At 34.6% G+C, this 14,113-nt stretch carries 12 protein-coding genes, 2 tRNA genes and 1 pseudogene; 12 read left to right on the top strand and 3 right to left on the bottom strand.

Translation table 11 applies throughout. The features are described 5' to 3' along the window. Positions 1-252: 252 nt before the first annotated feature. The 4 genes and pseudogenes from IGB25_RS08130 (at position 253) to rlmN (ending at position 4,058) form a co-directional block, all read left to right on the top strand. Positions 253-324, top strand: a tRNA-Gly gene (locus IGB25_RS08130). Between the two features lie 29 nt (positions 325-353). Further along, a tRNA-Leu gene (locus IGB25_RS08125) sits at positions 354-439 on the top strand. A gap of 1,719 nt (positions 440-2,158) precedes the next feature. Beyond that, positions 2,159-2,947: an ABC transporter substrate-binding protein gene (locus IGB25_RS08120; protein WP_211064581.1), complete on the top strand. Its 789-nt coding sequence runs from the start codon at positions 2,159-2,161 to the stop codon at positions 2,945-2,947. A 68-nt stretch (positions 2,948-3,015) separates the two neighbouring features. Continuing rightward, positions 3,016-4,058: pseudogene (rlmN, locus tag IGB25_RS08115) on the top strand (23S rRNA (adenine(2503)-C(2))-methyltransferase RlmN). Positions 4,059-4,137: 79 nt separating this feature from the next. Here the strand turns inward: rlmN and IGB25_RS08110 are convergent. The 3 genes from IGB25_RS08110 to IGB25_RS08100 all read right to left on the bottom strand — a co-directional run bounded on the left by IGB25_RS08110 (position 4,138) and on the right by IGB25_RS08100 (position 6,546). Continuing rightward, the gene (locus IGB25_RS08110) at positions 4,138-5,220 is read right to left on the bottom strand and encodes a hypothetical protein (protein WP_211064580.1); all 1,083 of its coding nucleotides are present in this window, start codon (positions 5,218-5,220) and stop codon (positions 4,138-4,140) included. Positions 5,221-5,299: 79 nt separating this feature from the next. Beyond that, complete coding sequence (locus tag IGB25_RS08105; RefSeq protein WP_211064579.1) at positions 5,300-5,992, bottom strand: hypothetical protein; 693 nt, start codon at positions 5,990-5,992, stop codon at positions 5,300-5,302. Then, positions 5,989-6,546, bottom strand: coding sequence for an RNA polymerase sigma factor (locus IGB25_RS08100; RefSeq protein WP_211064578.1), 558 nt, complete (start codon positions 6,544-6,546; stop codon positions 5,989-5,991). The genes IGB25_RS08105 and IGB25_RS08100 overlap by 4 nt, the downstream gene beginning before the upstream one ends. 265 nt (positions 6,547-6,811) lie before the next feature. Here IGB25_RS08100 and IGB25_RS08095 point away from each other — a divergent pair, with 265 nt between their 5' ends. From IGB25_RS08095 to IGB25_RS08065, 8 genes are all read left to right on the top strand, one after another. Beyond that, on the top strand, positions 6,812-7,738 hold the full coding sequence (locus IGB25_RS08095; protein ID WP_211064577.1) for a hypothetical protein: 927 nt from the start codon (positions 6,812-6,814) through the stop codon (positions 7,736-7,738). A 51-nt stretch (positions 7,739-7,789) separates the two neighbouring features. Then, positions 7,790-7,999 carry a hypothetical protein gene (locus IGB25_RS15590; protein ID WP_371815880.1) on the top strand — a complete coding sequence of 70 codons (210 nt, stop codon included), beginning with the start codon at positions 7,790-7,792 and terminating at the stop codon, positions 7,997-7,999. A gap of 26 nt (positions 8,000-8,025) precedes the next feature. Further along, entirely contained in the window at positions 8,026-8,607 is a 582-nt protein-coding gene (locus tag IGB25_RS08090; protein WP_211064576.1) for a hypothetical protein, read from the top strand. Positions 8,608-8,713: 106 nt separating this feature from the next. Continuing rightward, a complete protein-coding gene (locus IGB25_RS08085; RefSeq protein ID WP_211064575.1) occupies positions 8,714-9,184 on the top strand; it encodes a DUF488 family protein in 471 nt (156 codons plus the stop codon). Between the two features lie 40 nt (positions 9,185-9,224). Next, the gene (locus tag IGB25_RS08080) at positions 9,225-9,902 is read left to right on the top strand and encodes a recombinase family protein (RefSeq protein WP_211064574.1); all 678 of its coding nucleotides are present in this window, start codon (positions 9,225-9,227) and stop codon (positions 9,900-9,902) included. A 247-nt stretch (positions 9,903-10,149) separates the two neighbouring features. Next, entirely contained in the window at positions 10,150-11,292 is a 1,143-nt protein-coding gene (locus IGB25_RS08075) for a hypothetical protein (protein WP_211064573.1), read from the top strand. A gap of 81 nt (positions 11,293-11,373) precedes the next feature. Continuing rightward, positions 11,374-12,633: a DNA cytosine methyltransferase gene (locus tag IGB25_RS08070; protein WP_211064572.1), complete on the top strand. Its 1,260-nt coding sequence runs from the start codon at positions 11,374-11,376 to the stop codon at positions 12,631-12,633. Further along, a complete protein-coding gene (locus IGB25_RS08065; RefSeq protein ID WP_211064571.1) occupies positions 12,630-14,111 on the top strand; it encodes an ATP-binding protein in 1,482 nt (493 codons plus the stop codon). The genes IGB25_RS08070 and IGB25_RS08065 overlap by 4 nt, the downstream gene beginning before the upstream one ends. The last annotated feature ends 2 nt before the right edge of the window (positions 14,112-14,113 follow it).

Genomic DNA, 14,113 nt, shown 5'->3' with positions numbered 1-14,113 from the left:
AGCTCAGGGGTAGAGCATCATCCGCCCGAGGCTGATGAGGGTCGCGTCTCGATTAATGCGAAAGTAGCTCAGGGGTAGAGCATCATCCGCCCGAGGCTGATGAGGGTCGCGTCTCGATTAATGCGAAAGTAGCTCAGGGGTAGAGCATCATCCGCCCGAGGCTGATGAGGGTCGCGTCTCGATTAATGCGAAAGTAGCTCAGGGGTAGAGCATCATCCGCCCGAGGCTGATGAGGGTCGCGTCTCGATTAATGCGAAAGTAGCTCAGGGGTAGAGCATCACCTTGCCAAGGTGAGGGTCGCGGGTTCAAATCCCGTCTTTCGCTCTTTTTTTATTTTAAGTTCATTTTTTTCTGCTCGGATGGTGGAATTGGTAGACACGTTGGACTTAAAATCCAATGACCATTAACGGTCGTGCGGGTTCAAGTCCCGCTCCGAGTACAAACCTCGTATTTCTTTTGAATTGCGAGGTTTTTTATAAATATAATGGGTTTATAATATAATGAGATGCTGACCGAACACAGTGAGCGTCAGTATCCCGCTCCGAGTACTCAAAAGTCTTGTTAATCATTTGATTTTCAGGGCTTTTTTGTTTAACATAAGATGTTTAAGTCCTGAGATGCTGACCGAACACAGTGAGCGTCAGTATCCCGCTCCGAGTACCAAAAGTCTTGTTAATCATTTGATTTTCAGGGCTTTTTTTTGTTTAACATAAGATGTTTAAGTCCTGAGATGCTGACCGAACACAGTGAGCGTCAGTATCCCGCTCCGAGTACTAAAAGTCTTGTTAATCATTTGATTTTCAGGGCTTTTTTGTTTAACATAAGATGTTTAAGTCCTGAGATGCTGACCGAACACAGTGAGCGTCAGTATCCCGCTCCGAGTACCAAAAGTCTTGTTAATCATTTGATTTTCAGGGCTTTTTTTTGTTTAACATAAGATGTTTAAGAGCTGAGATGCTGACCGAACACAGTGAGCGTCAGTATCCCGCTCCGAGTACCAAAAGTCTTGTTAATCATTTGATTTTCAGGGCTTTTTTTTTTGTTTAACATAAGATGTTTAAGTCCTGAGATGCTGACCGAACACAGTGAGCGTCAGTATCGCGCTCTGAGTACAAACCTCGTAATTCTTTTGAATTGCGAGGTTTTTTATAAATATAATGGGTTTATAATATAATGAGATGCTGACCGAACACAGTGAGCGTCAGTATCCCGCTCCGAGTACCAAAAGTCTTGTTAATCATTTGATTTTCAGGGCTTTTTTTTGTTTAACATAAGATGTTTAAGTCCTGAGATGCTGACCGAACACAGTGAGCGTCAGTATCCCGCTCCGAGTACAAACCTGGTATTTCTTTTGAATAGCGAGGTTTTTTATAAGTATAATGGGTTTATAATATAATGAGATGCTGACCGAACACAGTGAGCGTCAGTATCGCGTTCCGAGTACAAACCTGGTATTTCTTTTGAATAGCGAGGTTTTTTATAAATATAATGGGTTTATAATATAATGAGATGCTGACCGAACACAGTGAGCGTCAGTATCCCGCTCCGAGTACCAAAAGTCTTGTTAATCATTTGATTTTCAGGGCTTTTTTTTGTTTAACATAAGATGTTTAAGTCCTGAGATGCTGACCGAACACAGTGAGCGTCAGTATCCCGCTCCGAGTACTCAAAAGTCTTGTTAATCATTTGATTTTCAGGGCTTTTTTTGTTTAACATAAGATGTTTAAGAGCTGAGATGCTGACCGAACACAGTGAGCGTCAGTATCCCGCTCCGAGTACCAAAAGTCTTGTTAATCATTTGATTTTCAGGGCTTTTTTTGTTTAACATAAGATGTTTAAGAGCTGAGATGCTGACCGAACACAGTGAGCGTCAGTATCCCGCTCCGAGTACAAACCTGGTATTTCTTTTGAATTGCGAGGTTTTTTATAAGTATAATGGGTTTATAATATAATGAGATGCTGACCGAACATAGTGAGCGTCAGTATCGCGTTCCGAGTACAAACCTGGTATTTCTTTTGAATAGCGAGGTTTTTTATAAATATAATGAGATGCTGACCGAACACAGTGAGCGTCAGTATCCCGTTCTTAATTCTATGTCTTTCTTTTTGGATTGACCTTTTTTATTCCTTACATTTTTACTATTTTTCTAACAAAAAATTGATCATCCACGATTTTCTTAATCGCTCAGTTGAGGTAACTTCAACGCCAATACGCATTATCTCACTCGTTCCAAGTCAAACCGAACTTTTGGTAGATTTAGGCTTCGAAAAACAAATAGTAGGTGTTACCAAATTTTGTGAGCATCCCAAACATTTAAAATCTACAAAAACCATTGTCGGCGGAACCAAGCAAGTGCATTTTGATAAAATTCAGGCTTTAAAACCTGATATTATTTTTTGTAATAAAGAAGAAAACACCAAAGCAATGGTCAATCGACTTTCAAAAATTACACCCGTTCACGTGTCAGATATTAAAAAATTAGAAGACAATAATCGTTTGATAAAAGACTACGGAGAAATTTTAAATGCACAATCAAGAGCTGAAAATTTAATTGAAAGATTGCAACAAAAAAAATACCAATTTCAACAAACTATAAGACATCAACCCATTCAAAAAGTAGCCTATTTGATTTGGCGTAATCCTTGGATGACCATTGGTGGTGATACATTTATCAATCACATTTTGGAACTCAATCGCTTTGAAAATGTGTTTGCAACCAAAGACCGATATCCCGAAATTGATATCGAAAATTTACCTGATTTAGACTTGTTGCTTTTATCATCAGAACCTTTTCCTTTTAAACCCAAGCACTTTTCTGAAATACCAATTGACAATTCAAAAATAAAATTAGTCAATGGTGAATATTTCAGTTGGTATGGTTCTCGAATGCTAAAAGCCTTTGATTATTTTTATAAAGAATTACATTATAACAATTTGAATGAATAATTCGGGTTAAAACTACTCTTTCATCTTTATGTTTTCCAATACAACCCACATTCCCTACTTTTGCATTTGTGAAAACTACAGAAAAAAAAGACATCCGTGCTTTAAGCAAAGAGCAATTGCGAGAATTCTTTGTATCACATGATGACAAAGCGTTTAGAGGCAACCAAGTTTATGAATGGCTATGGAATAAAGCCTGCCATAACTTTGATGAGATGACCAATTTATCTAAAGCAACAAGAGAAATGCTTGAAGCCAACTTTGTTATCAATCATATTAAAGTTGACACACAACAACGCAGAAAGATGGCACCATCAAAAACGCTGTGAAATTGCACGATGGTTTTGTGGTTGAAAGTGTGATGATTCCAACAGAAAATCGCACAACAGCTTGCGTTTCATCTCAAGTCGGATGCAGTTTGGATTGTAAATTTTGTGCCACAGCCAAACTCAAACGCCTACGCAATCTCAATCCTGACGAAATTTACGATCAAGTCGTCGCTATAGACAAACAGAGTCGCTACTACAACAATCGTCCGTTGAGCAACATTGTTTATATGGGCATGGGCGAACCGCTGATGAACTACAAAAATGTCTTGGCTTCAATAGAAAAAATCACTTCGGGAGATGGCTTAAATATGTCGCCAAAACGCATTACAGTATCAACATCTGGTGTTCCAAAAATGATTAAAATGCTGGCAGACGACCAAGTCAAATTTAACTTAGCGGTGTCTTTGCATTCGGCTCGTGACGAAGTGCGTACACAAATTATGCCTTTTAATGCTAAATTTAGTTTGGATGCCCTCAAAGAATCTTTAGAATATTGGTATGCCAAAACCCAAAAACGGGTTACTTACGAATACATTGTTTGGCAAGGCATCAACGACACCGATGCAGATATTGAAGCTTTGGTCGATTTTTGCAAAGTCATTCCTTGTAAAGTCAATTTGATAGAATACAACCCTATTGATGATGATATGTTTACTCAAGCTAACGACAAAGCCGTAGCCAAGTATATGACAACACTTGAAGCTCACGGCATAACAGTCACTTTGCGTCATTCACGAGGAAAAGATATCGATGCGGCTTGTGGGCAATTGGCTAATAAAAGTTGATTTTTTTTAAAGTAAAACAGACCTTACAGGTTTTTGAAACCTGTGAGATCTTCTTTAACAAATTCTATAGAATTATATCTTAAAACGCAAACCTCAATCCCAATTGAACATTATTGATATCAACAGGATTATCTGTAAAAATTGGATTGATACTGTAGGTTAAATACAATGTCGTATCACCAAAACCAGCATAGGCACTCAAACCATACAAAAAGTTGTTGGTGTTGAAATCATCTTTAGTTTTTTGCTTTTCATTATCGCCATTTATATCAAATTTTAACTTTTGGACATTATTAAGGTTAAGACCTAAAAACCCACCAAGTCCAAAATTGAATCCACTTCTAATAAAGTAATCACCATTTCCTTTTTTAGTATTGACGTGTAAATGCACAGGAAAAATCAAATTGTCTTGTCTAAATTTAGATTTATCCAAGTCAAATTCAAAAGTTTCTAAATTGGTTTGGTCAGCATTTTCAACAAATATTTGATTGTCTTCAGGCTTTAGACCATTAAATTGAAATGAAAATCCATAATCTAAACGCAAGGAATTATTTTTAGAAATAGAACTTGACCATAAAAATCCTATTTCAAAAAAACGACTGCCACCAACTTTAAATGGAGAATCGTTTAAACCACCATTTTCAGGAATGGCATTATTTAATCCAAAAGCGATAATTAAATCTTTTTGAGTTTTTGTTCTTACATTATTTTTGGACTCATCTTCTGAATAAATTTTAATTTCTTTATTCAATATTGTAAAGCTTTCGCCATTGTTGCCATCATCATTGTTTTTAGCTTCACTTGCGACACTCATTTCATCAGCCAAATATCCGTTGCGTTTTAAAAACTCAATTTGATTTTTGACAACAGCTTGACGATTTTTGATATTTTGAGCGACCCGTTTAGCATTTTTTATTTTAATAGCTTCAAAGTCCGCAGGACTATACAAAGAGTCTTGAGCCTGTTGAGTATTCAATTCTGATATGATTTTTTTTAGCTTATTTTTTTCTTCGGTTTCAATATTTTTTAATTTTTGCTCAAGTTGAGCCAATTGCTTTTTAGCCTTATCATCAAGTTTAACGGCGGTAGAATCTTGTGCAATAGCATTTATAGAAAAGATGCAGATAATTAATAAAAGTGATAGTATTTTATTCAATTTCATAGGTTTATTTTTAAAGGAATTAGATATAAGAATAGCTATTCATTTGATATATAAATCTGTATTTCAGTGATTTAAAATTTTAATTGGATACAACAGTGCGTTTGATGTTATTGAGGTTTGATACTAAAGCTGTCCATATTCTATCTTTGAGATTAGGAGGTTTTTGCAACTCGATTTCGGCTTCTATCTCTGCTAATAAAGCTGTAGCTTTTAAGTCTTGCAAAATCTGCTGTTGATCTTTATCTTGCGTTTGTTGCATAGCTTCAGCCAAAAGTATATTGACTTCATCAATGAGCTGTTTTTCTTTTTCAGATTTGGTTAAAGCGTTTTGAGCTTGACTTAGTAAGTTATCAACCTCAACTTCAATTGAAGGTTTTTTATCCTCAGCAATGGAGTTTTTTACTTGAGTTTTGTTTTTAGATGTTTCATTATTAAACTTTAACGTATTTTTTGTTTGAATTGTTGAAGGTGAAGCAACATAACTCAATGAAGTCGTGTTTAATTTTAATTGCTTTTCTTTTTCAATAACAGGTTTAGACTTCAAGACCAATTGAGTTGACTTGCCTGTTTCGGGTTTTAAGCCTTGATAAACGAACACTCCAACACATAAGACAGCAACAATGCTAACGTATTTTAACCAAATTTTATTAGATTTTGACTTGGAAGTTTTATCCAATTCTTGTTCTATATCATCCCAAAGATTTTGACTTGGAGTAATTTCTCTTTGGCTCAATTTATTTTTTATTTTATGTTCGGTTTGAGAAATTTTCATTGTGATGATTTTAATTGATGGTTTTGCAATTGTGCTTTCAACATTTTTCGGGCTTTATAGAGTTGAGATTTTGAAGTCCCAACATCTATATTGAGCATTTCAGCAATGTCTTTGTGTTTATATTCTTCTAAAACATAAAGGCAAAATACAGTTTTATAACCCTCTGGAAGTTTGTCTATCGCAACTTGAATATGAGAAATATCTTTAACTTCGTCTAAAGGGTTTTCTGCGGTTTCGTAATAAGAAAAGTCATCAGTTTGAATCATCATATTTTTCTTTTGACGTAAAAAATCAATACTTGATGTCACAACAATTCGTCTTAGCCAACCTTCAAAACTGCCTTTAAATTGGTAGCTTTTCATATTTAAAAAAGCTTTGCAAAAGGCTTTCTGCAAAACATCTTCTGCGTGTTGTAAATCTTTGATATAGCATCGAACCACACTAAGCATTTTAGGCGAATATTTTTCATATAGACGAAATTGAGAAACGCGATCTTGTTTTTGTGCTTTTTTAATCAACTTATCGAGCTCGGCATGTAGTTTGACAACTTTCAAAACAAATAGGGTCTTTATTATAAAGACGAAAGATACTTAAAAAGAGTTGCCTGTCTGAAATAAATTTTTAATAAAAAAAAGCTGAATGTTGTCATTCAGCTTTTATTCTCTTAGAAAAACTCATTACGAACAAAGTTTATCTCGGATTTAAGAAATTATACGACTTAAAACCTGTCTTGGAAGAGGCTGGACTATATCCTCTTGACCGTATTTCTCCGAGTTTAAGCCCAAGAATTTAAGGCTATCATTTTAAATGGATTTTAAGATGATAGACCATATAAAAGTGGAGAGTTTAGGATATTTTTATCCTGAACTCTCTGGAGGAAAAGAATTTGACAGGTCTCAGGACTTTGAGAAGTTTGGGATTTTGTTTTCACGGCAACACAACCGCAATGGAAATTATGCTTACCACGTAGGCTCATTTGGCAACTTATTGGTTAAAATCAATGGAAGAAGTGTTTCTATTGAAAATTCCTTACACAAATTTTATCACGGAAATAATTACTCGAATTTCACTCATTCGGAAATCAATAATGCTATTGAGATGATTGAAGAGCAGTTTAAAATACCGAGTGCCGATTTTAAAATTAAATCTTTGGAGGTAGGAATCAATATAGGGTATAGTTCTCAGTTATTTGAGTTTTGTAAACTTTACATAATGGATGAGTTTGATAAGATGAGAAAAGGAAATAAAGTGTACGGCAAAAAGGTATATAAATCTGAATATGACTTTAAAGTTTACGACAAACCTTTAGAAACTAAATTAAATAGCGAATCTACTTTAATAGACGTATTTGGAAAGTCTATTGATTTACCCGAAGGAATAAACAGAATCGAAGCTAAGTTTAAAAAGATGCGACCAATATCAAGTATTGTATCAACGCTTAACGATTTAAAAAGTAGTGTCAATTTAGAAAATCTGGGTAATAAATTGGTGGGGTATTTCGACAATGCAAATATGCGGAAACAGTACGATTACACTACTCTTACACCTCGACAGCAAGAATTATTCTTTGCAGGTTTTGAGCGAGATTTTTGGAAAGAAACAAAAATGAACACACATACTCGAAAGAAAAAACGTAGGGAGTGGAAAAAATGTATTGCCATAATGGATGAAGCATTAAATAATAACCCAAAGCAAGAGTTTAGGGATTTGATGTTGGGTAAAATAAATTATCTGACTTCTAATTAACCTATTTCACGACTTGTAGTATATGGGGAAAAAGGGGTAAAAATTAAAATTATGGCAACAACGTCGAAAGAGTTCAAAGACGAGTTAGACATCAGATACCGAACAGACACCCAGATAATAACTACTACGGTGTTTACGAATAACTCCGTGAGTATGAAGTACAGAGGAGTATTCAAGTTAGCCAAAAGAGAGAAAGGCAAGTTGTATTATGAGCAGCAAGCAGGCAGATACGCAAGTCTGAAAGAAGTAATGATTGAATGATAAATATAAAAACAGAAATGACACAAATGGGTACAAAAAATAACAAAAAAGGAAAGCCCCTAACCAAAATACAGCAGAAGTTTATAAGTGTGGTAAGAAATTCTGACTTATGTGATGCTTTAGAGGTCTGCAATTGGACAGGCGAAAAGTTTGAAAAATTGCTATCAACTAATTGCAGTTTTAAGAAAGCCTACTATGAAGCAAAAGGGTTAACACTAAAACAAGCGGAGTTTTTAAGAATATTCCCAAAAAAGCTATGCAACATATCTAAAACCTGTCTTGCTATGTCCATTAACCGCAAAACATTTTACAGGTGGAAAGAAAGTAATCCAGAGTTTGCACAAGAGGTAGAAAATACCAGAGAGGGATTTTATGATGATGTTGAAAATATCATTTACGAAAAGATTTTTATTGAAAAAGATACGTCTGTGCTAATCTATTTCACAAAAACCAGAATGAAGCATAGAGGTTATGTAGAAAAACAAGAGCATAACATAAATGCGAACGTAAAAGGTCAGATGGAAATTACAAACAAGTATGCAGGTTTGAGTATAGATGAATTAGATGAGATTGAAAAAGACCTACGAAATAAAGCAGGTTTGAAGTAAGTCATGTTTTGCATATATTCAAAAGTTAAAATCTTGTTTCAACAGAAAATTTAGAAAGTTTCTGTTTTGTCAAAAGTCAAAATCTGCATAGATTTAAAATAAATATATGACTTACAGTATTTTAACGATTGGATACGGAAATTTACCAATTCAAGATTTCATTCAAAACCTCAAAAAGAATAAGATACAAGCAGTAATAGACATTCGGTCTTATCCTTATTCCAGATTTCAGAAGTTATACAACAGAAAACCTCTGGAAGCTATTCTCAAAGAAAGTGGTATAGGCTACCGATTTATGGGTGATTGTCTTGGTGGTCGTCCAAAAAGTCCAGAATTGCAAACCAATGAAGAGCCAGATTACAACAAGATTAGAAAAACTATATCCTACCAACAAGGCTTAGACTATCTGGAAAAGGCGTTAGAGTTTGATTGTCGCATTGTTCTACTCTGTGCCTGTGGAGATTACCGAAAGTGTCATAGATGGAATTTGGTTGGTAAAGATTTAGAAAAAATGGGCTACACGGTTGAACACATCCAAAGAGACGGAAGTATTGTTGTAAACAACCAGTTATTCTAATACTTATGTTTTCTAAACATCCCTTTAAAAAACTTAACTAATGGATAAATTTATTGCATATTATAGGGTCAGTACTCACAAACAAGGTATTTCGGGCTTAGGTTTAAAAAGCCAGAAAACAGCCGTGATGAATTTTATTCAGCCAGATAATATTTTACTCAATGAATACACGGACATTGAAAGCGGAAAGAAAAACAACCGCCCAAATCTTATGCAGGCTATTGAGGAGTGTAAACAAACGAATGCTACTCTTTTAATCGCAAAGTTGGATAGATTGAGCAGGAACGCAGCTTTTATATTCACTCTGCGAGATAGTCAAGTAAAGTTCAAGTGCGTAGATATGCCAGAAGCTAATTCTGTTACGATTGGAATAATGGCGGTATTGGCACAGGATGAAAGAGAACGAATTTCAGCCCGTACTAAAGTTGCTTTAGCAGAGTTAAAGAAACAAGGCAAAAAATTAGGCTCGCCCCAGAATTTAGATGCAGAAGCAAGGCAGAAAGGATTAACCGCAAGAAAAAAGAATGCCTTAGACAATGAGAACAACAGAAAAGCTACTGCAATGATTGTAGCGTTAAGAAAGCAAGGTAAGTCGTTCTATGCCATAACCAAAGAATTAAACCAACTTGGATTTTTGACACGGAGAAATAAACAGTTCCAACAAAACCAAGTTCAGACATTATTTAATAGATTTGTACTTCAAACAGAAAATTTATAAGAGAAAAAGTAACATAGACATAAAAGTAAAGTAGCGTAATCGTATTCTTTTTTTAGAAATCGCCAGTTTCAGAATTATTACAGAGAATACAGTATGTAAGCTACGTCCGTACGGGCGTGGGCTGTTCTGTATTGTAATAAGGTTCTGGCGAACCTCTAAAAAGCACGTTTCAGTTTCCACGCCTCTTTTATTGAATAAAATCAACCGCTTTCTTGGAGCTGGAGAGCAACAAAAATTCAGTTTTAATATGAAAGTAGTAAAGTACATTTTAGGAGTGTTTTTCGCACTTGGAGGCATTGGCTCAATCGCACAAGGCGGATTTGGAGCAGGTTTAATAATGTTAATTTTAGGTGTAGCCATTTTACCGCCAGTATCTGACCAACTCAAAAAAAAATTCAAATTCTGGCAAAACAAAGCCGTTAGATACGGTTCTTATGTTGTTCTGTTTATCATTTCGGGGGTGTTAATGCCAAAAGACAGTTCGTTTAGTTCAAACTTTGACAGAAATTCAGCACAAAGCAAATCAACAACACCAGAAGAAAAATATTCAGTCTATACTGAATGGGCTAAAGAATCTGTCGGTATGATGAATGAACAAGAAAAAGCTGACCGACAAGAAATTTTAGACGGATTAACTCAAACTACAACATTTGATAGCCTTGTCAATAAGAAAGTAGTAGCTGTAGAATATGTTCCAGTAATCAATGCTATTGCTAATGGGATTACCTATTTCAAATCAGATGAAGGATTTGCCATTGAAGATAATTTCTTACAAGAAATACAGAAGTTAGAAAATGGGAAAGATAAAGTTACTTTTGCCTTAAAATGTCTTGCATTAGCACAAACCAAGAAAGGGGGATTAACGCCAGAATTGATAAGTATGTTCGACCGCTATCGACACAAATTCAAGTTATACGGAGAACCGTCCAACTTTATGGATGCTAATGGAAAGATAGTAGAAGAAAATCCATATAATTACGACTTCACGCCTATTTTCGCAATGCTCGACCCTAAAAATGAAAAATTTATTGAAGCAATATACGAAGCTAAAAATAAGAATATAACAGACTGGAGAAGCGAAGATGAAGATTTAGCTTATCCGTTTATGAGCAATGCCAAAGAGTATGGAAAACGCCTACTTTATATCAATTCAAAAAGTAAAATCTTACCTAAAGGACTTAATGATGATTTCTGGAATGAGTATGACCCAATGGTAAAAGAACGTGCATTGGATTTAATCATTAGAAAAGATTGTGCAGGATTACAAGAGCAATTTAACACCACAGCCGATAATTTAGATAGATTTCACGCAAGAGGGAAAACTTCTAACCGAAACCTTGAGCATATGGACTTTTTAGACGAAGCTATGAAGAAATTAGGGTGTTATTAATCAATGATAGCATTCAAATTTTTATTACATTTGTAGGTTAGAATATAATTTTTTATTATAGGCGTGTTACGTCATAATGTTATGAAACGACTCAAATACATAGATTTATTCGCAGGTGCGGGCGGACTTTCAGAAGGTTTCATACGTGCAGGTTTTGAGCCAGTTGCTCACGTTGAAATGAAAAAAGATGCTTGTGATACAATCAAAACAAGAACTGCATATCATTGGCTAAAAGAAAATGGTAAGCAAAATTTATATTATAATTACCTAAAATCGGATAACAGAAAAAAAGAGGATTTATGGGAGTTGGTTCCTAATAATTTGATTGAATCTGTTATCAATAAAGAAATATCGAAAGAAACCCTCCCCGATTTATTTTCTACTATTGATAAGCAATTGGGGGATGATTCAGTTGATTTGATAATTGGAGGACCTCCTTGCCAAGCATATTCGGTTGTAGGTAGGGCAAGAGACCCTCACGGTATGAAAAAAGACCAACGAAATTTTCTATATAAACACTATGTTAAGTTTTTAGAACGATATAAGCCTAAAATGTTCGTTTTTGAAAATGTTCAAGGAATTTTGTCTGCTAAAAATGGGAAGCATTTAAAAGATATATTTAAAGCAGTTCGTGAAGCAGGTTACGAGTTAGAAATGCCGCAAAACAAATACAAAGTTTTAAATTCAAAAGATTTTGGAGTATTACAAAATCGTAAACGTGTAATTATAGTTGGTTGGAAAAAAGAACTCAACTTAAAATATCCAGAATTTGAAGAGACAAATTTTGACTACAAAGTCCTGAAAGATTTATTTTCAGATTTAAAACCATTACAGCAAGGAGAAGGTACATTGAATGCAGTTGAATATGCAAAAGAAACAACCAATTATTTAGAATGGGCTAAAATAAGAAATGGATTAGATGTTGTAACACAACACATTGCCAGACCTAACAATGAAAATGATTTGGAGATTTATAGACGTGCAGTTGATTTATGGGATAATGAACGTAAACGTTTAAATTATGCCGAATTACCTAAACGTTTAATTAAGCATAGCAATACAAAATCATTTACAAATCGGTTTCAAGTTGTTGATGGTGTGGGTATTTCACATACGGTTGTAGCTCATATCGCTATGGACGGTCATTACTATATACATCCAGACATAAATCAAAATCGATCGATAACTGTAAGGGAAGCTGCAAGAATACAGTCTTTCCCTGATGATTATTTTTTTGAAGGAAGTCGAACTTCTGCTTTTAAGCAAATTGGAAATGCTGTTCCACCTTTGATGTCAGAAAAAATTGCTGAACACATTAAAGATATGATGGGCGACTTATGACTAAATCTGATTACTCACAATACAAAACTGTATCTGCAATTCCAGAAGCCTCTTCAATGATTGAGACTTTTAGAGCAATAGGCTATAATATTCAGACAGCCATTGCTGACATTATTGATAATTCTATTTCTGCAAATGCTAAGAATGTATGGGTTAATTTTGAGTGGCTTGGTTCTAAAACGTGGTTATCTATAAAAGATGATGGTTTTGGAATGAATAACGAAGAGTTGATTCAAGCAATGAAGCCCGGAAGTAAAAATCCGTTAAGTGAAAGGACGGGAAATGATTTGGGTAGATTTGGCTTAGGGTTAAAAACCGCTTCATTTTCACAAGCAAGAAAACTAACCGTTTTAAGTAAAAAAAAAGATTATCATTCAGTTTATTGGACGTGGGATTTAGATTATGTTAATCAAATCGGGAAATGGGAATTAATAAACTATTTGCCAGATACACAGTTTGAAAAAAAAATTGAAGATTTAAGTTCTGGTACAATTGTAATTTGGAATGATATTGACAGAATCGTAAAAAATTTTGACAAGCAAGATGTTAAAGCATTAGACAAGTTCTTGTTTATTATGGAACAGGTTAAAAATCATCTTGCTATGGTTTTCCATAAATTTATAGAGGCAGATAGGTTGAATATCTTTTTTCAGGATACACCCGTAAAATCTTGGAATCCTTTTTTATTAAATGAATCTGCTACTCAAATTTTTCCAGAAGAAAAAATCCATAACGGAAATGTTAAGATTGAGGGGTATGTATTGCCCCATAAGTCAAAACTATCTGATGAGCAATATAAAGAGGCAGAGGGGAACAAAGGATGGAACGAACAACAAGGGTTTTATATTTATAGAAATGATAGGCTTTTATTAGCTGGAGATTGGTTAGGTCTTTTTAGAAAAGAAGAACATTATAAACTGGCAAGAATACAAATTGATTTACCCAATACTTTAGATGCGGAATGGCAAATAGATATTAAAAAATCTATTGCACGCCCACCTTTGGTTTTCAAGGAGCAGATAAGAGCCTATGCTATGAAAGTGAGAGGGCAAGCAGTTCAAGTTTATAGGCATAAGGGTAAGAGCGTAAAACGAATTGTTGGACAAAAATTTATTCCGCTTTGGGTTGACCATAAAAGAGGCGATAAATGGTTTCATAAAATAAACCGTGAACACCCATTACTCAAACAAGTAAAATCAGAAGCAAAAAGCAACCCTGATAAAGCAATTGAAGAATTGGTTAGGTTTATTGAGGAAACTATTCCAGTTAAATCAATTTACATTAAAGAAAGTGAACTTCCAGATATGCAAGGCTTACCTTTTGAGAAAAGTAATCATCAGTTAATTCAAAAGACTATGAGAGATATGTTTACCAATTTATTAAGTCAAGGAAAAACAGATGAACAAGCTAAATCTTTGATTGCTAACATAGAACCATTTAACAACTTTCCGCACTTTCTGGAACTACTAACCGAATAAAA

Origin of the sequence: Flavobacterium sp. CS20 (assembly GCF_018080005.1) — a bacterium.
In the GTDB taxonomy this organism is placed as follows: Bacteria; Bacteroidota; Bacteroidia; order Flavobacteriales; family Flavobacteriaceae; genus Psychroflexus.
This window is presented reverse-complemented; position numbering and strand designations above follow the sequence as displayed.

Bases quoted from the DNA above. Each gene is read 5' to 3' on its own strand.
- IGB25_RS08105 (WP_211064579.1), bottom strand. From the start codon at position 5,992: ATGAAAATTTCTCAAACCGAACATAAAATAAAAAATAAATTGAGCCAA.
- IGB25_RS08065 (WP_211064571.1), top strand. From the start codon at position 12,630: ATGACTAAATCTGATTACTCACAATACAAAACTGTATCTGCAATTCCA.
- IGB25_RS08070 (WP_211064572.1), top strand. From the start codon at position 11,374: ATGAAACGACTCAAATACATAGATTTATTCGCAGGTGCGGGCGGACTT.
- IGB25_RS08080 (WP_211064574.1), top strand. From the start codon at position 9,225: ATGGATAAATTTATTGCATATTATAGGGTCAGTACTCACAAACAAGGT.
- IGB25_RS08090 (WP_211064576.1), top strand. From the start codon at position 8,026: ATGGGTACAAAAAATAACAAAAAAGGAAAGCCCCTAACCAAAATACAG.
- IGB25_RS08075 (WP_211064573.1), top strand. From the start codon at position 10,150: ATGAAAGTAGTAAAGTACATTTTAGGAGTGTTTTTCGCACTTGGAGGC.
- IGB25_RS08085 (WP_211064575.1), top strand. From the start codon at position 8,714: ATGACTTACAGTATTTTAACGATTGGATACGGAAATTTACCAATTCAA.
- IGB25_RS15590 (WP_371815880.1), top strand. From the start codon at position 7,790: ATGGCAACAACGTCGAAAGAGTTCAAAGACGAGTTAGACATCAGATAC.
- IGB25_RS08095 (WP_211064577.1), top strand. From the start codon at position 6,812: ATGATAGACCATATAAAAGTGGAGAGTTTAGGATATTTTTATCCTGAA.
- IGB25_RS08110 (WP_211064580.1), bottom strand. From the start codon at position 5,220: ATGAAATTGAATAAAATACTATCACTTTTATTAATTATCTGCATCTTT.